This is a genomic window from Pseudomonadota bacterium, assembly GCA_039815145.1.
GTDB lineage: Bacteria > Pseudomonadota > Gammaproteobacteria > Steroidobacterales > JBCBZW01 > JBCBZW01.
The window spans coordinates 1-19353 of sequence record JBCBZW010000011.1 but is presented as its reverse complement, the minus strand read 5'-3'; the positions used below and the strand labels follow the sequence as shown (position 1 = coordinate 19353).

The following is a 19353-nucleotide window of genomic DNA, read 5'->3' as shown; positions in this document are numbered from 1 at the left end:
TCGTGCGACTCTCCACCCTGCCCCTGCAGACCGCCCGCGAGGCGCCGGCCGATGCGGAGATCATCAGCCACCAGCTGATGCTGCGCGCGGGCCTGATCCGCAAGCTCGCCGCCGGCCTCTACTCCTGGATGCCGCTCGGACTCGCCGTGCTGCGCCGGGTCTCTCAGGTCGTCCGGGAGGAGATGGACGCAGCCGGCGCCCATGAGCTACTGCTGCCGTCGGTGCATCCGATGGAACTGTGGCAGGAGACCGGTCGCTGGGATCAGATGGGCCGTGAGCTGTTGCGCCTGCAAGACCGTCACGAGCGTTGGTTCTGCTACGGGCCGACCCACGAGGAGGTGATCACGGACATCGTTCGTCGCGATATCCTGAGCTACCGCCAGCTACCCGTGACCTACTACCAGGTGCAAACGAAGTTCCGCGACGAGATCCGCCCGCGCTTCGGGGTGATGCGCTCGCGTGAGTTCATCATGAAGGATGCGTACAGCTTCCACGTGGGCGCGGAGTCCCTCGGCGAGACCTACCAACGCATGCACCAGGCCTACTCGCAAGTCTTCGAGCGCCTGGGGCTGCGCTTCCGTGCGGTCACCGCCGACAGCGGCAACATCGGCGGCGCCGTGTCGCACGAGTTCCACGTCCTCGCCGATTCCGGCGAGGACGCCATCGCGGTGAGCGACGAGGGGCCCTTCGCCTCCAATGTGGAGCTCGCCCCCGCGCCCATGCCCGCGGCGGCGCGCGCGGCACCCGCCGCCGACATGAGCAAGGTGCACACCCCCGGTGCCCGCACCATCGACGCCCTGACGGAACAGCTAGGCATCGCCGCGTCATCCTGCGTGAAGACCCTCCTCGTCGAGGGCAGTGACGACGGCGGGCTAGTGGCGCTGTTGGTCCGCGGCGATCACGAGCTGAACGCGGTCAAGGCGCAGCAACTCGATGCCGTGGCCTCGCCCCTGCGTATGGCCTCGCCAGAGGCCATCCAAGCCGCCGCAGGATGCGCCCCTGGCTACCTTGGGCCCGTCGGCCTGTCCTGCCCGATCATCGCCGACCACACGGTGCTCGCCATGGGCGACTTCGTCTGCGGCGCCAACGAGAAGGAACAGCACCTGACCGGCGTCAACTTCGGCCGTGACCTGCCGCAACCGCAGGCTGCCGACCTGCGCAACGTAGTCGAGGGCGATGCGAGTCCAGACGGAGTGGGCACGCTCGAGATCGTGCGCGGCATCGAGGTGGGCCACATCTTCCAGCTCGGCGACAAGTACAGCAAAGCGATGGGGGCAGCGGTCCCCGACGAGAACGGCGAGCAGCAAACGCTGCAGATGGGCTGCTACGGCATCGGCATCACGCGCATCGTCGCCGCGGCCATCGAACAGAACCACGATGAGCGCGGCATCATCTGGCCCACCGCCCTCGCCCCCTTCCAGGTGGCGCTGGTCCCCCTCAACGCGCACAAGTCCTACCGTGTACGGGAAGCGGCCGATGCCCTCTACGACCGCCTGCGTGAGGCGGGCTTCGATGTGTTGCTCGACGATCGCGACGCCCGCCCGGGGGTGAAGTTCGCCGACATGGACCTCATCGGGATCCCCTGGCGCGTGGTGATCTCGGAGCGCGGCCTGGACGCGGGCACCTTGGAGCTCAAGGACCGGGCAGCGGCTGATCCTGAGCATATCCCGCAGGCGGATCTGATCGATCGCCTGCGCTCGGCGCTAGGCCGAGACGCCTAAGACGATCGTACGCTTGGACACCCCATGCGCGCACAGGGACGAGCAGGCGGTCCCGCGTCGCGGGCGCAAGCGACGCGCGCGCTGGGCGGCGGCCGCGGCGCTCGGATGGGCGATGCTCATCGCGACACCACCTGCCCTGGCCCAAGCTGGCGAGACCACGCCCGCTCCTGACCCGGCCCTGCGCCGCCTGCTGGTGGAGGCGGTCAACGAAGCGGACAGCTTTCGCGACCGCTTCGATGCCGAGGTCTGGCTGGTGGACATGTCCACGCGGCTCTCGCGCAAATTGCCCGACACGAAGGAGCGCCTCGAGCTGCTCAAGTTGGTGCATGCGGAGGCGGCGCGGGTGGACCTCGCGCCCGAGTTGGTACTGGCCGTGATCGATGTCGAGAGCAACTTCGACCGCTACGCCATCTCGAGCGCCGGCGCGCGCGGGCTCATGCAGATCATGCCCTTCTGGTTGGATGAGATCGGTCGCCCCGACGACAACCTCTTCAAGGTACCGGTGAACCTGCGCTACGGCTGCACCATCCTGCGCTACTACTACGACCTGGAGAAGGGCGACCTGATCCGCGCCCTGGCGCGCTACAACGGCAGCCTCGGCCGTCGCACCTACCCCTACAAGGTGCTCGATCGCCTGCGTTCTCGCTGGTATCGACTCTAGTCAGCCGGTAGTGAAATCGGCGGGAATCTGTTCAACGCCCGGGTCCACCTGCGCCACCTGCACGGCATCTACGCGGGCGAACAAGGGGCCTTGGTGGAGCCACGCGATCAGCGCCTCGAGTGCCTCGTCGGCACCGCAGGCGAGCACCTCCACACGTCCATCGGGCAGATTGCGCGCGTAGCCACGGATGCCTAAGGCCTGCGCTTGGCGAGCGGTGTTGGCCCTGAAGGCGACGCCCTGCACGCGACCGCTCACCCAGCAGCGTCGCGCCGCTAGGGGTGATGGCGATCCTTCAGGGGCCATGTGCGGGTGGAGGGTTCAGCGGTTCTCGGGGAGGCTGGCCCTGGCGATGACGCGTGCTTCGACGGCGCGCGAATGGGCGCTTACCGCATCTGTGCGCGCACCGCGGTAGTCCTGCTCCTGGAGCTTCTCTTCGGCGCTCGAGAGCAGCATCTGGGCGGCGTTGAGGCGAGCCGTTGCGTAGCGATCAGCCCCGGCATCTTCAGCTGCCATGATCGCCTGACGCGCGTCGCTGAGTTCCTGCACCGGCGGAGTCGAGGCGCACCCTGCAGCCAACGCTGCTACGGCCCCGAGCAATGCCACCAAGGTGATCCGTCTCATATTTCTTGTCTTCGCGTACGTCTACCGACCATTCGACGGTAGCAGCGGCTCGAAGGACCCGTCAAGCAGGGTCGAAGTGAGACTTCAATTGTCGTCCACGCGCAGCATGTCACGGACGAAGGGCACGGTCAGGCGCCGCTGGGCGACCAGGGAGGCCTCATCCAGGCCGTCCAAGAGGGCGCACAGGGAGTGCATGTCCCGGCGCGCACGGCGCAGTAACCAGGTGATGGTCTCATCGGGCAGTTCGAGCCCGCGGGCCGCCGCCCGCAGGCGCAGGGCGGCACCTGCCGCATCGTCATCCAGGGGACTCAAGCTCGCGTGCAGCCCGGCGCGCAGACGCGACGCCAGGTCCGGCAGCTGCGGGGACTGCGCCGCCAAGGGTTGGCGAACGGCCAGCACCAGGCGCCCGCCCTTTGCCTGCAGGTCGTTGTACAAGCGCATCAGGGCCACTTCAGCGTCGTGGTCGCCGAAGATGCTGTCCGCACGATCGAGCGCCACCAGGGCCAGGCGTCCCCATCCCTCGAGCGCACTCGCGAGCCGCTCGCGCGGGAGCTCACCCAAGGAGAGGTAACCGCAGGGACGGGTGCCGACGGTGGTAGCGCCCTCCTCGCCGGCACTGAAGCGCGCACAGGCCGCCTGCAACAGGTGGGTCTTGCCGCTGGCCGGTGGGCCGGCGAGCACGAGGCTGGTGCTACTCGTGCGCTCGAAGTCGCCATCGACGAAGGCCACCAGGCGATCCAGCACCTGTGCGTTGGGCCCTACGTGGAAGGTGTCGAAGGTGGCGTGGTCAGCGAGGCGTACGCCGAGGGGTAGCTGACGCATTCAGCGCGAGTCCGCCCCGTCACCGGTCAGCCCCCCCGCCGGCAGGGAGAGCCCGGGCGCTGGCGCGGCGGGCGCGCTTTGGAAATCGAAGCGCAAGGTGTCGGGAAGCATCCCGCGCCCATCTTCCGTGGGAACGAGGAAATCCGATAGCTGCAACAAGCGAGCGAGCTTGGCGGGCTCGTAGCGGGTGGTTAGCGAGAGCAGTACACGTCCGGCGCGGGCCTGACGCAGATCCACCCGCTGCACGAGATCGAGGCGGCGAAGGTAGGCGAGCGTGCGCTCGTAGGCGGGAGCGCTGTCGATGCCGCTGAGTTCCAGGCCCACCTGGCGCACGCCGACACCGGCGTAGGCCGCGTAGCGAGACGCTAGCAAATCTGCTAGGAACTCGGGGCCCGTTTCCAGACCACCGATCCACGGCTGGGTCTGGGCATCGGCGAACAGTTGCCAGCGCACCTGCCAGATGCCATTGGCCGTGCGATCCCCCTCACCCATCAGCACCACGTCCGCGCCCTGGGCACGCGCCAGCACCAAGGCGGGGTGGGCAGCATCGACGGTGGTCGGTAGCAACGCGGTGGCGCCCGGCCGGTCGAAGCGCGGCGCATCGTGTGCGGGGGCCGCATCGAGGGGGGTATCGATGAGCGCCTCGGGCGTGGGCAGCAGGAGCGGCAGACCGCGCCGATCAGCGGCGCGGAGCAGCGCGGTGACCACCTCACCCTCGTCCTCGCTGGTCAGATACCGTGACCGCCACGCGACCCCGGCGCCGGGCACGGAATCGCCCGGCGCTGGCGCTTGCTTGGGCCCCGCCAACGCATCGGGGGGCAACTGCAGTAGGGCCAGGACCCGCGGCCGGTCGTCATCCCAATACGGCAGGCCAGCCGCCAACACGGCTTCGCGCGTGGCGCCCTCGTCGAATACGTAGCGCAGGGTTCGCCGGGCGCTGAATCCCTGCTGCTGCACCAGTTGCTCCGCCTGCGCCAACACCGGCGCGACGAGGGTGGACCCAGTGACATCACCGAGCCCGGTGACCTTCACCAGCACCGCCGCGAGCGCCCGCTGCGCCGTCGCTTCCGAGGCCGCCCGCTCGCCCGGGATCAGATCGACGGACGCACCGTACAGATCATCGACGGTCGAGGCGGACCCCAGGAGCGGCACGGCCAACATCAATGCCGCCATCCAACCGCGCCGACCCGCAAGCGACCGTCGGTCGCTCCCACGGCCAACGATGCCGCGGCGATCTGTCGCCCTGATTGTCTCACCCATGATCAATGCCTTCCGCGTAGGTGGCTGAGTACCGCGAAGCGGATGCGCGGCCCGACCCCAGCGGGAGCGCTGCGCGGTCGAGAACATACCACAGCGACGCCCGCGCGCTGCCGTCGCCCACGCACCGTGCGACAATCGCCCGCGCAGCGGCCACGACAGGCCGCCCAAAGGAGACTCGACCCGATGACCGACCGATCCCTCACCTACCGCGATGCCGGCGTGGACATCGACGCGGGAGACCGCCTCGTCGACCGCATCAAGCCTGCCGTGCGACGCACGCAGCGGCCGGAGGTGATCGGCGGCCTCGGCGGATTCGGCGGGCTCTTCGCTTTGCCGCCGGGCCGCTACCATGAGCCGGTGCTCGTGGCCGGCACGGACGGCGTGGGCACCAAACTGCGCCTGGCCATCGACCTCGGGCGTCACGACACGATCGGCATCGACCTCGTGGCCATGTGCGTGAACGATGTGATCGTGCAGGGCGCCGAACCCCTGTTCTTCCTCGACTACTACGCCACCGGCAAGCTCGACGTCGACGTGGCCGCCGACGTGGTGGCGGGCATCGCCGAGGGCTGCCGCCTGGCCGGGGCCGCCCTGATCGGCGGTGAGACGGCGGAAATGCCTGGCATGTACGCCGAGGACGACTACGACCTGGCGGGCTTCTGCGTCGGTGCCGTGGAACGCGCCAAGCTGATCGATGCCAGCCAGGTGGCCGACGGCGACGCCCTGATCGCCCTGCCCTCGAGCGGCCCGCATTCGAATGGCTATTCGCTGATCCGGCGCATCCTCGAGCACAGCGGTGCCGATCTGCAGGCGTCGCTCGCGGACAGCGACGACGAGCGCCCACTCGCCGAGCACCTGCTCGCGCCCACGCGCATCTACGTCAAGGCGTTGCTCGCCGTGCACGAGGCGGGCGCCCTGCACGCGGCCGCCCACATCACTGGCGGCGGCATCCCGGGCAACGTGGTGCGCATCCTGAGCGATTCGCTGGACGCGCACCTGCGCGCCGACAGCTGGACATTCCCGCCGGTCTTCCAGTGGTTGCAGCAGGCGGGAGGCGTCGCCCACGAGGAGATGCTGCGCACCTTCAACTGCGGCCTCGGCATGGTCCTGGCCGTCCCGGCCGAGCGCCGTGACGAGGTGCTGAGGATCCTTGCCCAGCACGGCGGTCAGGATGCCTTCGAGGTGGGCTCGATCCGCGCCGGATCCGGCGCGGTGATCGTCGACTAGCAGCCCGCAGTTCCTAGGCCTTGGGCAGGGTCACCCCGCGCTGGCCCTGATACTTACCGGCGCGATCGGCGTAGCTCACCTCGCACGCCTCATCCGACTGCAGGAACAACACCTGCGCCACGCCTTCGTTGGCGTAGATGCGCGCAGGCAAGGGCGTGGTGTTGGAGAACTCCAGGGTCACGTGGCCTTCCCACTCGGGCTCCAACGGCGTCACGTTGACGATGATGCCGCAGCGCGCGTAAGTCGATTTACCCAAGCAAATCACTAGTACGTCGCGCGGGATGCGGAAGTACTCCACCGTGCGTGCCAGGGCGAAGGAGTTCGGCGGGATGATGCACTCGTCTGCGGTGATATCGACGAAACTGCTCTCATCGAAGGCTTTGGGGTCGACCACGGCGGAGTTGATGTTGGTGAACACCTTGAACTCGCGCGCACAGCGCACGTCATAGCCGTAGGACGAGGTGCCGTAGGAGATCACCCGGCGGTCGTCCACCGTGCGCACCTGACCCGCCTCGTAGGGTTCGATCAGTCCGTGTTGTTCGGCTTGCTGGCGAATCCAGCGATCAGATTTGATGCTCATCATTCCACCACGATGTTCGGGAAGCGGTGCGAGTAGTCTCGTTTTTGGGCCGCGAGGCGCGAGGTCGCCCGTAGGGCGATGCGGCGGTAGTCTTCGGCGAGTTCGCCATCGGGCTCGGCGATCACCGTCGGGGCGCCGCCATCGGCCTGTTCGCGAATGCGGATGTCGAGTGGCAGGGCGCCGAGGAATGGCACGCCGTCCTCCTCGGCCATGCGCCGCCCGCCGTCGTTGCCGAAGATGTGTTCCTCATGGCCGCACTTCGAGCAGATGTGGGTGCTCATGTTCTCCACCACGCCGAGCACGTTCACATTGATCTTCTCGAACATCTTGAGCCCCTTGCGCGCATCGAGCAGCGCGATGTCCTGGGGCGTGGTCACGATCACCACGCCGCTCAGGGGCACGCGCTGACCGAGCGTGAGTTGCGTGTCGCCCGTGCCGGGCGGCATGTCGACGATCAGGTAATCCAGTTCGCCCCAGTTGGTCTGGGCGATCAGCTGGTTCAAGGCTTGGGTCACCATCGGGCCGCGCCAGACCATGGGCTGCGCCTCATCCACCATAAAACCGATGGACATGGCGACGATGCCGTGGGCCTTCAGGGGGTCGACGAACTTGCCGTCGGGGGTGGTCGGCTGGCGCCCGCGCAGGCCGAGCATGCGCGGCTGACTCGGGCCGTAGATGTCCGCATCGAGCAGCCCCGTGCGGGCGCCCTCGCTGGCCAGGGCCAGGGCCAGGTTGGCGGCGGTAGTGGATTTGCCGACCCCGCCCTTGGCCGAGGCGACCGCAATCACGTTCGCGATACCGTCGATCGGCTTCAGGTTGGCCTGCACCGCGTGCGACCGGATGCTGCTGTGCACGTCGATCGTGACCCGATCGAGGGCACCGAAGGCCTCGCGCAGGGCAGCCTCCAGCGCGGCGCTCAGGCGGTAGCGGTGGCGGGCAGTGGGAAAGCCGACCTCCAGGCGCACCTTCAGATGGCCCCCGTCCAGTTCCGTGGTGATATCGGCACCCGCCTCATCGAGGCGCAGATCAATGAAATCGTCGGCGAACTGGTCTAGAAAGTTATCGATCGTGGATTTGCTAAGATCGGACATGTGAGGCTCTGGTGTAGACAGGGCGACGCGCGCTCGCGCTGCGACCGGCGACAGGGAAAGTCGGCGATTGTAGCAATATCCTGCGCCGCGGCAGCGGCGCATGCCGGTGCGTATTGCCCTCCTGCAGCCCACCCTCGCGTGTCATCTGGAGATCTAAGGGAAAGATGAAACTCCTTGCGGGCATGCAGGCGGAGAAGCTGATCGCCGAGCTCACCTCGCTCGACGGCGGCTCCCCGGAGCAGGTCAATGCGCTGGTGGAACGTATCGCCAAGCTGGGCGGAGGTGCCGTGCCGCGCCTGCTCGGCACGCTGGCCGACGCGGATCGCCAGCAGATGATGCTGCTCATCGAGCCGCTGGGCCGCCTGCTCGACGAAAAATCCCTACGCCACTTCCGCGACGCCCTGCGCCACGACAACCCCAAGGTGGTCCAAGGCGCAGCGTGGGCGATGGCCAGTCGGCGTAGCTACGATCCCAACAACCTCCTCGACCTGCTGGAAGACCAGGAGGTCGCGCGCTCACGCCTGCTCGAGGTGCTGGACGCGCAAAAAGACCGCCTGGATGTGCGCCAACTCCTGCGCTACGCCTACGAGGTGGACGGCAAGGACAAGGAAGCGCTCCTGCGCATCCTGAGCGATCTGGCCACCGAGTCCCTGGTGCCCGACCTGCTCGACCGCCTCACGGGTTCCGACCGTGACGTGCGCCGCTCGATCACCGAGATCGTCGGCCGCTTCCCGCGGGACGACGTGGCCAGCGCCCTGGCCCGCCAGCTCGATGATCAAGACCGCGGCGTGCGCAGCGCGGCGATCCGCGGCATGGCGCGAATGCCCAACCGCATCAACATCACCCGCCTGTGCCAGATGCTCACGGATCCCGACGTGGATGTGCAGAACGCCGCCGTCGAGGTAATCACCGAGTTGAACCACCCCGAGACCACCCAGCACCTGGTGGCCGTGCTCAAGGATGAGAACGAGTACGCGCGGCGCTCGGCGGTGGAAGTGCTCAACGAGATCGGCACCGCCGAGAACGTGAAGGACCTGCTCTCCGCCCTGCGCGACGACGACTGGTGGGTGCGCTCGCGCGCCACGGACGCCCTCGCCTCCATCGGCGGCCCGCGCGTGGTGGATGCGGTGCTCTCGCTCTTCAACGACCCGGACGAGGAGATCCGTCGCGCGGTCATCGAGATTTTGAACACCACCGAGGACAAGCGCGCCCTCGACTACCTGATCAAGGCCACCCAGGACGATGACTGGTGGGTGCGCGAGCGCGCTGCCGACGCCTTGGCCAAGATCGGCGATCGCAAGGCCGTACCGGCGCTGGTGAACATGCTGCGCACCGCCCCGAGTTCGGCTCCGGCCGTGATCCGAGCCCTCGCGTCCTTCGGCGATCGTCGCGTCGTTCCCCATCTGATGCCGTTGATTCAGGCGCCGGACAAGTCGGTCAAGATCGAGGCCATCAACACCGTCGTGCGCCTGGCCGACAAGGACCTCGCACCCACCCTGCGCACCCGCATCGCCGCCGAGAACAGCAGCGACACGGAGGTAATCCTGGCCATCAAGGATGCCGTACGCAGCCTCGATCAACGCTTCCCGGACACGGTGAGCACGGACAGCGCGGCCCAGTTCGGCAATCCCTCGCGCACCCTGCTGGCCGAAGTTCCCGACGCCGATCAACTGGCGGCCTTGTTGGGTGAGACGGTGCCCTCGCCCACCAGCACACCGCCGCCGTTGCCGGATGCGGCGGCCGCCGCGTCGCGCTTTGATATCGCCCACCTCAACCCCGGCGACATGATCGACGGGCGCTACGAGTTCATCAAACAGATCGGCCGCGGCGCCTTCGGCACGGTGCTCCTGGTGAGCGACACGGTGGTGGACGAGAAGCTGGTGCTCAAGTTCCTCAACAAGAGCATCGCCAACGACCAGGAAACCATGCGCCGCTTCGTACAGGAGGTGCGCCTGGCGCGCAAGATCACTCACCGAAACGTGATCCGGCTCTACGACTTCCTATCCCTCGAAGGCCTCAATGCGATTTCGATGGAGTACTTCCCATCGAACCCCTTGACCGCCGAGGTGGCCGATCGACAGCCCGTGCCCATGCTGCGCGCCCTGCGCATCGCCCACGATGTGGCCTTAGGGATGACAGTGGCGCACCAGGAACAGATCGTTCACCGCGACCTGAAGCCCGCCAACATCCTGGTCAACCAGGCAGATCTTGTGAAGATCGTGGACTTCGGCGTGTCGTCGGTGATGAACGCGGAGACGGACCTCACGAAGACGGGCTACGTAATCGGTTCACCGAAGTACATGGCCCCGGAGCAGATCTTGGGCAAGGAGATCGACCAGCGCGTGGACATCTACGCCCTCGGCGTCATCCTCTACGAACTGCTCACCGGTCGACCGCCCTACGCGGAAGGCGATCAGATGGCGGTGATGTACGCCCACGTGCAGGGCACGGCCAAGCCGGTCGACGAGGTGAACCCAGACTTGCCGGAGTCCGTCTCCGAGCTGGTCAAGCGCTTGATGATGGTGCAGCCGGACCGGCGCTACCAAACGATGGAGTACGTCACCCGCGACCTGTCGCGGCTGATGGAAAAGCTCAGCGACCAGCCCGCCGAAGAGGACTGACCAGAATGGCCCGTATCGATGCCTTCCTGAAACTCGGCCTGCAGCAAGGCTGCTCCGATGTTCACCTCGCGGTGGGCGTGCCGCCGATGCTGCGCATGCGCGGCGACCTCCTACCGATCAAATTTCGTGAGCTTGGCGCGACGGAGCTGAACACCTACATCAGCGAAGTGCTCACGACACAGCAGCAGGCGCGCCTCGCCTCCGGCGAAGATCTCGACTTCTCCTACGTCACCGCCGAAGGCACACGCTTTCGCGCCAACGTATTCCACAAGGCGACCGGTGTCGGCGCCGTGCTGCGGCATATCCCCAACGACATCCCCAGCATGAAGAAGCTGAACCTGCCGCCGATCATCGAGAAGCTGTGCGACATGCACCAGGGCATGATCCTGGTCACGGGCGCCACGGGCACGGGTAAGTCGACCACCCTGGCCTCGATGATCAATCACCTGAACGAGACCCGAAAGCTCAACATCCTCACCCTCGAGGACCCCATCGAATTCGTTCACCCGAGCAAGCAATCACAGGTGATTCAGCGCGAGGTGGGCTCGCACCTGCAGAGCTTCGCGGACGGCTTGCGCGCCGCCCTGCGCGAAGACCCCGACGTGATCCTGGTCGGTGAGATGCGCGACCCCGTCACCATCTCGATGGCCATGACGGCGGCGGAGACGGGGCACCTGGTGCTCGGCACCATGCACACCACCGGAGCTGTCAAAACCGTTGACCGAGTGCTCGACGCCCTGCCGGCGGAGCTGCGCGAGCAGACCAAGGCCTTCCTGTCCCAGAGCTTGCAGGCGGTGATCAGTCAGATCCTGCTGAAGACGCCGGACGGACGCGGGCGCACGGCCGTGCAGGAGATCATGGTCTCGAACCGCGCCATCGCCAAGCTGATCACCACGGACCAAACGCACCAGATCCCCTCGATCATCCAAACCGGCGGCGATCAGGGCATGCAGCTGATGGATCAGGCCTTGCTTGAGGCGGTGAAGGCGAAGACCGTCGACCCCGACGAGGCCTTCCTGTTCGCGGCGAACAAGAAGCCCTTCGAACGCTACGTCACCGATCTCGATCTGCTGCCGCAGATGCAACAGGGGGAGAAGAGCGCATGAGCACCGACACCACTGCCAGCACGGGCGAGAAGCTCAGCATCGATCGCTTCCTGCGTACCATGATCGAGCAGGACGGCTCAGACCTGCACCTGCTCGCGGGCGATCCGCCGCGGGTGCGGCGCTACGGCGATCTCGAGCCCGTGTCCGACGAGAAGCTCTCGCCGGTCGCCCTGCGCGAGGCCCTGTTCGCGATCATGCCGGCGCGCCAGCAGACGCTCTTCGACCAGCACGACGGCGCGGACTTCGCCTATGAAATCGAGGGGCTCTCACGCTTTCGCGTGAACGTGTTTCGCCACATCGGCGGCATCGGTTCGGTCATGCGCGCGATTCCCTCGCAGGCCCTGACGTTGGAGGAGCTCAACCTGCCCGATGTCGTCCAAGGCATGTGTCGGCACAAGCAGGGGCTGGTGCTGGTCACGGGCAAGACGGGCTCGGGCAAGTCCACCACGCTCGCGGCGATGATCGATTTCATCAACAAGGAACGGAAGGGGCACATCCTCACCATCGAGGATCCGATCGAATTCACCCACGAGCGGCGCGGGTGCCTGATGAGTCAACGCGAGGTGGGTTCGCACACGAAGAGCTTCGCCGCCTCCCTGCACTCGGCCCTGCGTGAGGACCCGGACGTGATCCTGGTGGGTGAGATGCGCGATCTCGAGACCATCGGCATCGCCGTGACCGCGGCGGAGACGGGGATCCTGGTCATGGGCACGCTGCACACGAACGGCGCCGCCTCCACCGTCGACCGCATCGTCAACACCTTTCCCGCGGACAAGCAATCGCAGATCCGCTCCATGCTCTCCACCTCCCTGAAGGGCGTGATCTCACAGCAGCTATGTAAGAAAGCCGGCGGCAAAGGTCGCGTGGCGGCGCTCGAGATCATGGTCAGCACCCCGGCCGTCGGCAACCTCATCCGCCAGGGCAAGCTCGACCAGTTGGAGACGGCTATGCAGTCCGGGGGCAACCTCGGCATGCAAACCATGGACAGTGCGCTCATGGCCCTGCTGAAAGAGCGCCAGATCGAACCGCGCGAGGCCTACGAGAAGGCCATCACCAAGAGCAAGTTCGAGTCCTTCGTCAGCGAGCCCGCGTGAGGCGCGAATAATCCCCGGGCCGCCAGGGCCCGGCCATGCTTGTGGCATACTGGTGGACTTCGCGCCTGAAGCGTCGGACACCCCATGAGCACGCCCCGAAAGATCCTCATCACGAGCGCCCTGCCGTACGTTAACGGCCCCATTCATCTGGGCCACCTGCTGGAGGTGGTGCAGACGGACATCTGGGCCCGATTCCAACGCATGCGCGGTCACGACTGCTACTACGTCTGCGCCAGCGACGCCCACGGCACGCCGGTGATGCTGCGTGCCCGCAGCGAGGGCATGGAGCCGGCCGCGATGGCTCAGCAGTTTGGTGAGGAACACCAGCGCGACTTCGCCGACTTCCTGATCAGCTTCGACTTCTATCACTCCACCCATTCGCCGGAGAACGAGCGTCTGGTGGGGCAGATCTTCCAGGCCCTGGAGGCCGGCGAGCACATCGCCCGTCGCAACGTGCGCCAGGCCTACGATGAGCAGGAGCAGATGTTCCTGCCCGATCGCTTCGTGAAGGGCACCTGCCCGGTCTGCAAGACGCCGGATCAGTATGGCGACTCGTGCGAGAACTGCAGCGCCACCTACACGCCGGCGGAACTGATCGACCCGGTGTCGGTGATCTCCGGCACGCCCACGGTTGAGCGCGACAGCGAGCACCTGTTCTTCCGCCTCGAGCACTTCGCCGACGCGGTCAAGGCGTGGCTGGACACGGGCGCGGTGGCGCGCGAGGTGCGGGCCAAGCTCGACGAGTGGTTGGACGGCGAACTGCGCGACTGGGACATCAGCCGCGATGCGCCCTACTTCGGCTTCCAGATCCCCGGCCACCCGAACAAGTTCTTCTACGTCTGGCTCGACGCCCCGGTGGGCTACATGGCGAGCTTCACCGCCCTGTGCGAACGCGAGGGACTCACCTTCGAGGATTGGTGGGGCGCGGACAGCGAGGCAGAGCTGCACCACTTCATCGGCAAGGACATCTTCTACTTCCATTGCTTGTTCTGGCCGGCGGTGCTGCAGGGCTCGGGCCATCGCCTGCCCACCAACGTGCACGTGCACGGCTTCGTCAACGTGAACGGCGAGAAGATGTCCAAGCGTCGCGGCACCTTCGTGCGCGCCCGCACCTACATCGAGCATCTCAATCCCGAGTGGTTGCGCTACTTCTACGCCGCACGCCTAGGCCCCGGCATCGATGACATCGACCTGGCCTTCGATGATTTCGTCGCCCGCGTGAACTCGGACCTCGTGGGTAAGTTCGTCAACATCGCCAGTCGCTGCGCGGGCTTCATCACTAAGCGCTTCGACGGTCGCCTGGCGGACGCGCTGCCCGACGAGGCCCTCTACGCCTCCTTCATCGAGGGCAGCGAGTCCATCGCTGAAGCCTACGAGCAGCGGGAATTCGGGCGTGCCATGCGCGAGATCATGGCCTTCGCCGATCGCGCCAACCAGTACGTGGATCACCACAAGCCTTGGGTGCTGGCGAAGGAACCTGATCGCCTCGATGAGGTGCAGGCGATCTGCACTCAGGGGCTGAACCTGTTCCGCGTGCTGCTGGTGTGGCTGAAGCCCGTGCTGCCGGCGGTGGCCGAGAAAGCCGAGGCCTTCCTGCAGGTCGATCCGCTCAGCTGGGACGACGCGGGTACGCCGCTGCTCGGCACGCAGATCGCCCCCTTCAAGGCGCTGATGACGCGGGTGGATGCGGCTGCCGTGGAACAGATGCTCGAAGCAGGGCGCGAGCCGCCGGCGGCCTAGGGGCTAGCCGTGGCGTCCCTGCTCTCGACCTTCGCAACCCTCGCCGTCCTCCACAATCTGCTCCTGACGCAGGCGGTCGGCCTCGGCGCTGCCTTGGCTTGCGGGGGACGCCTGGACACGGCCTGCGCCCACGCGGCTAGTACTCTCCTCGCCGTGGTGCCGGCGGCCGCCCTGGCCTACGCCGCGGATCGATGGCTGCTGCAACCTGCCGACGCCACCGCCTTGCGCCTCCTGCTCTGGGTGCCCCTGTGCCTGAGCGCAAGCGCTCTCGCCCATCGCCTCGTGAGTGACCGATACCCGGCGCTAGGTGAACGCCTGGTGGCCCAAGGCCTGCTCGGGGCGGGCTACCTGGTGCAACTCGTGGTGCTTTGGCGAGTCACCGCCGATAGCGCTTCCGTCGCGAACGCCGCCCTCGACGCGCTGGCCTTGGGAACCGGCTACGGCGCCGCTACGATCGCCCTGACGGCCTGGCACGGACGGCTCATCAGCGCCGGGTTGCCGCGCACTGTGAGCCTCGCCAGCGCGGTGCTGCTGAGCACGGCGATCGCCAGCATGGCCGTGGTCGGCCTAGGGGGTGCCTAATGCTATCGCCAGGTGAGCTGCGATGTTGAGCTTGCTCTGCCTGGCGCTGATCGGCGGACTTACCGCGTTCGCCCTCACACGCGAGAGACGGCCGGCGCCGTCGCCCCCCGACGCGCGCGCAGCCCTCGCCGAGCGCCTGGATCGCCTGCTGCCCCAGACCCAGTGTCGCCAGTGTCTCTACGACGGCTGCCGGCCCTACGCCGACGCCATGGCCCAGGGCGAGGCGCAGATCAACCGCTGTCCGCCTGGTGGCGAGGCGACCATCGCACTGCTCGCACGGGAGCTCGGGCGCGAACCTATGCCCCTCGACCCCCGCCACGGCACGCACGGCCCGCTGCAGCTCGCGCGCATCGACGAGAGCCGTTGCATCGGTTGTCGCCTCTGCATCAAGGCCTGTCCCGTCGATGCCATCGTCGGCGCGCCGAAGCTCATGCACACGGTACTGGCCGAGGACTGCACGGGGTGCGAACTGTGCCTGCCGCCCTGTCCGGTGGACTGCATCGACCTGCTCCCGGCGCCGGCACTCCCGCCGCGGCAGGGCACGCCGTCATGAGCCTCAGCGCCTGGTGGCACGGGTTGCGGCCCGGCTTGGCCCTCGCCCCGGAGGTGCTGCAAGGATCCCGCGAGGAACCCGCGGGCCTGCGCCGGGTGCCACTACCGGCACAGCTCACCTTTCCCCTGCATCACCCGGGCGGGTGGACCCTCACGCCGGCGGTGGGCGTGGGCGATCGCGTGCGCTTCGGTGAAACGCTGGCCGTGGGGCCCGAGGGATCGGCCCTGTCCCTGCACGCCGCCGCCGCGGGCACGGTGAGCGAGGTGGATGAACATCCCGTGATCGATCCCGTGGTGGAGCGCACGCGCTGTATCGTGATCGCGACGCGGGCAGAGAAGGACCAGCCCCCCTGGTTGACCCCGATCACTGCGCCGGAGTCGGCGGCGCCGGAAACGCTTCGCGCCCGCGCCGGCGAGGCTGGCCTAATGGGCATGGGAGGTGCGCAGTTCCCCACGGTCACCAAGCTCGAACTGGCTGCGGCGGCGGGCGTGCACACACTGATCGTGAACGGGGCCGAGTGTGATCCCAGCCTCACGTGCGATCAGTGGTTGATGCAGGCCTACGCCGCCCAGATCGTGCGCGGTGCCCAGCTGCTGCTGCGCGCATGCGGTGCTGAGCGCTGCGTGCTGCCCTTGGAGGACGACAAGCCAGCCGCCGTCGCGGCGATGGAGGCGGCGGTGGCCGACGCCGCGGACCCGCGTCTCGAGGTCATTCCCGTCGCGCCGCGCTACCCCGCGGGCGGTGAACGCCAGCTGATCGAGCGCCTGTTCGCCGTGGAAGTGCCCACGGAGACCTGGCCGGTGCACGCCGGCTACGTGAGCTTCAACGTGGCCACGGCGGCCGCCTTCGACGATGCCGTGCGCCAGGGGCAACCGCTGACCGAGCGCATCATCAGCATCGCGGGGCCCGGCGTCGCCCAACCGGGCAACGTGATCGCCCCCCTCGGCGCCTCCATCGCCCACCTGATCGAACACGGCGCGGGCGGCTACCGCGAGGATGCCAGCCGCCTGGTGGTCGGCGGCGCGATGATGGGCATCGCCATGGCGGATGATGACGCGCCGATCACCCCCGCCACCAACGGCCTCCTGGTACTCACCGGGACGCGTACCCAGGAGCCCAGCCACCGGGGCGCACTGCCGTGCATTCGCTGCGGCGACTGCGCCGCCGTGTGTCCCGCACGCCTGCAGCCGCAGGAGCTGTTCCGCCACCTCGACTCCGGCGACCTGGCGAGCGCAAGCGCCCTGCACGTCGTCGACTGCATCGAGTGCGGCAGCTGCGACACCGTGTGCCCGAGTCAGCTGCCCCTGACCGAAGCGTTTCGTCAGGCGAAGCGCACGATCGCCCGCACGCAACAGGAGACCCAGCGCGCGGACCGTTGGCGCGCCTCCTTCGAGCGCCGCAACCATCGCCTCGCTACCGACGATCGCGCCGACGCCGCGCGGGCTTCGCGCCGGGCGGCTCGCACCACGGCCGCGGCGGCCGACGCGGCGGCACCGACACCGCCAGTGGTCGATCACGTGCCGGGACGTCCCGACACGCGGGCGACGGAGGACGAGCGCCAGGCGGTGATCCGCGCCTCGATCGAACGTGCACGGCAACGACGGCAGCGCCCCCGTCGCGACCCCGACACGGACGGCTAGGCGACGATGCGCTTCGACACAGCCCCCGCCCCGCACCTCGCCCCCACCCGTCAGGTCATCGGGGTGATGGCGCCCGTGTGCATCGCCCTGCTCCCGGCCGCCACCGTACATGTGCTGTGCTTCGGCGCAGGCTTGGCCCTGAACCTCGCCAGCACCGTGACCGTCGCCCTGCTCTGCGATGGGCTCAGCGCGCGCTGGCTCGACAACCCGCGCACCTGGCGCCCACCCGTGGGTGACGGTAGCGCGCTGGTCACGGCCATCCTGATCGCCTTCTGCCTACCGCCCCTGACGCCCGTGTGGGTGAGCGCCAGCGCGGCGGCGATCGCGATCGTACTGGGCAAGCAACTGTTCGGTGGCCTCGGTAAGAACGCCTTCAACCCGGCGATGGTGGGCTACGCCGCCGTGCTCCTCGCCTTCCCCGCGCAGCTGGTGGGCTACCCGCATGACACGGGTGGCGCAACGTCGTTGGCGCAGAGCTTCGCGATCTTCATCGGCGGCTTGCCCCAGGAGCTCGCCCGGGCGGACGCCATCACGGGCGCGACTCCCCTCGATCGGATGCAGGACGGCCTGAGCCAGATGATGATGGTGTCGGAGATCCGCGCCGAGGGCGGCTTCAGCGCCGCCTACGGCCCGCGCTGGGATCTCCTTAGCCTAGCGTTTCTGCTGGGTGGGGTGGCATTACTCTGGCGACGGATCATCACCTGGCACGCACCGATCGGCGTCTTCGCGGGCGCGGCGCTCGCGGCCATCGTGCTGGCGGCGAGCGCACCCGACAGTCATGCCGGCGTGCTGTTCCACCTCGCGGTCCCCTCCACGGTGCTCGCCGCATTCTTCATCGCGACGGACCCCGTGTCCAGCGCCACCTCGCCGCCCGGGCGATTCGTCTTCGGGGCGGGGGTGGGCGTGCTGTGCGTGCTGATCAGGCGCTTCGGCGCCTATCCGGACGGCGTCGCCTATGCGGTGCTGGTCATGAACCTCACGGTGCCCCTGATCGATCGGTGGACCCGACCGCGGGTGGTGGGCAATTGAGCACTGACACACATCGCGTGGTGGCCCTGGGATTCGGCCTCACCCTCGCCGCGGTCGTGTTCATTGCGCAGGCGTTGCTGGTGGAACCCACGCGCGAGCGCGAACGCCGCGCCGCCCTGCGTGAGCTCGCCGCCCTGGCCGACCCGGTCGCCTTCGACAACGATCCCTTCGCTGCCGTGCAAGACCTCAGCACACGCGCGCCCCTGCCGGGCCTGAACGCGACGCTCGTGCAAGCCATGCCCCTTCGCGCGGGCGGACGGCAGGTGGGGGTGGTGGTGGACGCGCGAGCGCGGGGCTACGTCGACGACGTAGTGCTGCGCGTCGCCTTCGCCACGGAAGGGCGAGTCCTCGGCACGCAAGTGCTGACGCAGCGCGAAACGGCCGGTCTCGGCCGCCGCCTCGTCGAGTCGAATTGGCTCGCGCAGTTCGATGCCCGTACACCGCACAGCGAGGACCCGCGCTGGCGCGTTCGACGCGACGGCGGCGAGGTGGACCAACTGACCGGCGCCACCACCACTTCGCGCGCCGCCCTGCACGCCCTCTTGCTCGCCGCCAGCGTCGAGCTTACGGACGCGACGCCATGAGGCGCCGACCCACTCCCTCGGGCTGGACGACCACCGTCTTCGCGATGGCCCCTCTGTGCATGCTCTCCGACAGCGCCCTGACGGGACTCGTCGTGGCGTTCATCGCCACCAGCACGCTGCTCGTGAGCCTCCCCCTGTCCAAGCTGGTGGCCGCGCGCTGGAGCGCCTTGCGCTTGCCTGGCACGAGCCTCATGGTCGCTGCCACCTGGGTCAGCGTGCTCGATCTGCTACTGCATTGGATGGCGCCGGAGTTGCGTGGAGCCCTAGGGCCCTACGCGCCCCTGGCGGTGGGCAGCTTCGCGCTGCTGGTCGCAACAGGGCGAGAACACGATCCCATTGCTGAGCCGAGCCGAGCGGCGCTGGCAGTGCCCCTCATCACCGGTGTCCTGCGCGAGCTGCTCGGCACTGGGCGCCTGCTGGG

At 67.9% G+C, this 19353-nt stretch carries 19 protein-coding genes; 13 read left to right on the top strand and 6 right to left on the bottom strand.

Features of this window, described 5'->3' with window-relative positions:
- Positions 1-2 precede the first annotated feature (2 nt).
- Both AAF184_05090 and AAF184_05085 read left to right on the top strand, forming a co-directional pair.
- Positions 3-1721 carry a proline--tRNA ligase gene (locus tag AAF184_05090; GenBank protein MEO0421686.1) on the top strand — a complete coding sequence of 573 codons (1719 nt, stop codon included), beginning with the start codon at positions 3-5 and terminating at the stop codon, positions 1719-1721.
- A 112-nt stretch (positions 1722-1833) separates the two neighbouring features.
- The gene (locus tag AAF184_05085; GenBank protein MEO0421685.1) at positions 1834-2382 is read left to right on the top strand and encodes a lytic transglycosylase domain-containing protein; all 549 of its coding nucleotides are present in this window, start codon (positions 1834-1836) and stop codon (positions 2380-2382) included.
- On the opposite strand, the gene AAF184_05080 is transcribed toward AAF184_05085, so the two are convergent.
- The 4 genes from AAF184_05080 to AAF184_05065 all read right to left on the bottom strand — a co-directional run bounded on the left by AAF184_05080 (position 2383) and on the right by AAF184_05065 (position 4998).
- Entirely contained in the window at positions 2383-2685 is a 303-nt protein-coding gene (locus AAF184_05080; GenBank protein MEO0421684.1) for an acylphosphatase, read from the bottom strand.
- A 15-nt stretch (positions 2686-2700) separates the two neighbouring features.
- Positions 2701-3003: a DUF4398 domain-containing protein gene (locus AAF184_05075; protein MEO0421683.1), complete on the bottom strand. Its 303-nt coding sequence runs from the start codon at positions 3001-3003 to the stop codon at positions 2701-2703.
- 84 nt (positions 3004-3087) lie between these two features.
- Entirely contained in the window at positions 3088-3825 is a 738-nt protein-coding gene (hda, locus tag AAF184_05070; protein ID MEO0421682.1) for a DnaA regulatory inactivator Hda, read from the bottom strand.
- Positions 3826-4998 carry a DUF2066 domain-containing protein gene (locus AAF184_05065; protein ID MEO0421681.1) on the bottom strand — a complete coding sequence of 391 codons (1173 nt, stop codon included), beginning with the start codon at positions 4996-4998 and terminating at the stop codon, positions 3826-3828. It abuts the gene before it with no gap.
- Positions 4999-5268: 270 nt separating this feature from the next.
- Between AAF184_05065 and purM the strand changes: the two genes are divergently transcribed.
- Positions 5269-6312: a phosphoribosylformylglycinamidine cyclo-ligase gene (gene purM, locus AAF184_05060; protein ID MEO0421680.1), complete on the top strand. Its 1044-nt coding sequence runs from the start codon at positions 5269-5271 to the stop codon at positions 6310-6312.
- 13 nt (positions 6313-6325) lie between these two features.
- Here purM and dcd read toward each other — a convergent pair whose 3' ends face one another.
- Together dcd and apbC are read right to left on the bottom strand one after the other, a co-directional pair.
- The gene (gene dcd, locus AAF184_05055) at positions 6326-6892 is read right to left on the bottom strand and encodes a dCTP deaminase (protein MEO0421679.1); all 567 of its coding nucleotides are present in this window, start codon (positions 6890-6892) and stop codon (positions 6326-6328) included.
- On the bottom strand, positions 6892-7983 hold the full coding sequence (gene apbC, locus AAF184_05050) for an iron-sulfur cluster carrier protein ApbC (protein ID MEO0421678.1): 1092 nt from the start codon (positions 7981-7983) through the stop codon (positions 6892-6894). Before apbC ends, dcd begins: the two co-directional genes overlap by 1 nt.
- A gap of 164 nt (positions 7984-8147) precedes the next feature.
- On the opposite strand from apbC, the gene AAF184_05045 reads away from it, so the two are divergent.
- The 10 genes from AAF184_05045 to AAF184_05000 all read left to right on the top strand — a co-directional run.
- Positions 8148-10604 carry a HEAT repeat domain-containing protein gene (locus AAF184_05045; GenBank protein ID MEO0421677.1) on the top strand — a complete coding sequence of 819 codons (2457 nt, stop codon included), beginning with the start codon at positions 8148-8150 and terminating at the stop codon, positions 10602-10604.
- A gap of 5 nt (positions 10605-10609) precedes the next feature.
- A complete protein-coding gene (locus tag AAF184_05040; protein MEO0421676.1) occupies positions 10610-11710 on the top strand; it encodes a PilT/PilU family type 4a pilus ATPase in 1101 nt (366 codons plus the stop codon).
- A complete protein-coding gene (locus AAF184_05035; GenBank protein MEO0421675.1) occupies positions 11707-12804 on the top strand; it encodes a type IV pilus twitching motility protein PilT in 1098 nt (365 codons plus the stop codon). The genes AAF184_05040 and AAF184_05035 overlap by 4 nt, the downstream gene beginning before the upstream one ends.
- Before the next feature lie 84 nt (positions 12805-12888).
- Complete coding sequence (metG, locus tag AAF184_05030; GenBank protein ID MEO0421674.1) at positions 12889-14544, top strand: methionine--tRNA ligase; 1656 nt, start codon at positions 12889-12891, stop codon at positions 14542-14544.
- Positions 14545-14553: 9 nt separating this feature from the next.
- Positions 14554-15126, top strand: coding sequence for an Rnf-Nqr domain containing protein (locus AAF184_05025; protein ID MEO0421673.1), 573 nt, complete (start codon positions 14554-14556; stop codon positions 15124-15126).
- Between the two features lie 22 nt (positions 15127-15148).
- Entirely contained in the window at positions 15149-15679 is a 531-nt protein-coding gene (locus AAF184_05020) for an RnfABCDGE type electron transport complex subunit B (protein ID MEO0421672.1), read from the top strand.
- A complete protein-coding gene (rsxC, locus tag AAF184_05015; protein ID MEO0421671.1) occupies positions 15676-17319 on the top strand; it encodes an electron transport complex subunit RsxC in 1644 nt (547 codons plus the stop codon). The genes AAF184_05020 and rsxC overlap by 4 nt, the downstream gene beginning before the upstream one ends.
- A 6-nt stretch (positions 17320-17325) precedes the next feature.
- Complete coding sequence (locus AAF184_05010; protein MEO0421670.1) at positions 17326-18348, top strand: RnfABCDGE type electron transport complex subunit D; 1023 nt, start codon at positions 17326-17328, stop codon at positions 18346-18348.
- A complete protein-coding gene (locus AAF184_05005; GenBank protein MEO0421669.1) occupies positions 18345-18932 on the top strand; it encodes an FMN-binding protein in 588 nt (195 codons plus the stop codon). Before AAF184_05010 ends, AAF184_05005 begins: the two co-directional genes overlap by 4 nt.
- Positions 18929-19353 (top strand): Rnf-Nqr domain containing protein (locus AAF184_05000; protein ID MEO0421668.1); only part of this gene is annotated, 425 nt, incomplete at its 3' end. The genes AAF184_05005 and AAF184_05000, both read left to right, overlap by 4 nt.

Coding starts and splice junctions, on each gene's coding strand:
- AAF184_05065 (MEO0421681.1), bottom strand. CDS start 4,998: ATGGCGGCATTGATGTTGGCCGTGCCGCTCCTGGGGTCCGCCTCGACC.
- AAF184_05035 (MEO0421675.1), top strand. CDS start 11,707: ATGAGCACCGACACCACTGCCAGCACGGGCGAGAAGCTCAGCATCGAT.
- AAF184_05085 (MEO0421685.1), top strand. CDS start 1,834: ATGCTCATCGCGACACCACCTGCCCTGGCCCAAGCTGGCGAGACCACG.
- AAF184_05045 (MEO0421677.1), top strand. CDS start 8,148: ATGAAACTCCTTGCGGGCATGCAGGCGGAGAAGCTGATCGCCGAGCTC.
- AAF184_05020 (MEO0421672.1), top strand. CDS start 15,149: ATGTTGAGCTTGCTCTGCCTGGCGCTGATCGGCGGACTTACCGCGTTC.
- AAF184_05075 (MEO0421683.1), bottom strand. CDS start 3,003: ATGAGACGGATCACCTTGGTGGCATTGCTCGGGGCCGTAGCAGCGTTG.
- rsxC (MEO0421671.1), top strand. CDS start 15,676: ATGAGCCTCAGCGCCTGGTGGCACGGGTTGCGGCCCGGCTTGGCCCTC.
- metG (MEO0421674.1), top strand. CDS start 12,889: ATGAGCACGCCCCGAAAGATCCTCATCACGAGCGCCCTGCCGTACGTT.
- AAF184_05080 (MEO0421684.1), bottom strand. CDS start 2,685: ATGGCCCCTGAAGGATCGCCATCACCCCTAGCGGCGCGACGCTGCTGG.
- AAF184_05010 (MEO0421670.1), top strand. CDS start 17,326: ATGCGCTTCGACACAGCCCCCGCCCCGCACCTCGCCCCCACCCGTCAG.
- dcd (MEO0421679.1), bottom strand. CDS start 6,892: ATGAGCATCAAATCTGATCGCTGGATTCGCCAGCAAGCCGAACAACAC.
- purM (MEO0421680.1), top strand. CDS start 5,269: ATGACCGACCGATCCCTCACCTACCGCGATGCCGGCGTGGACATCGAC.
- hda (MEO0421682.1), bottom strand. CDS start 3,825: ATGCGTCAGCTACCCCTCGGCGTACGCCTCGCTGACCACGCCACCTTC.
- apbC (MEO0421678.1), bottom strand. CDS start 7,983: ATGTCCGATCTTAGCAAATCCACGATCGATAACTTTCTAGACCAGTTC.
- AAF184_05040 (MEO0421676.1), top strand. CDS start 10,610: ATGGCCCGTATCGATGCCTTCCTGAAACTCGGCCTGCAGCAAGGCTGC.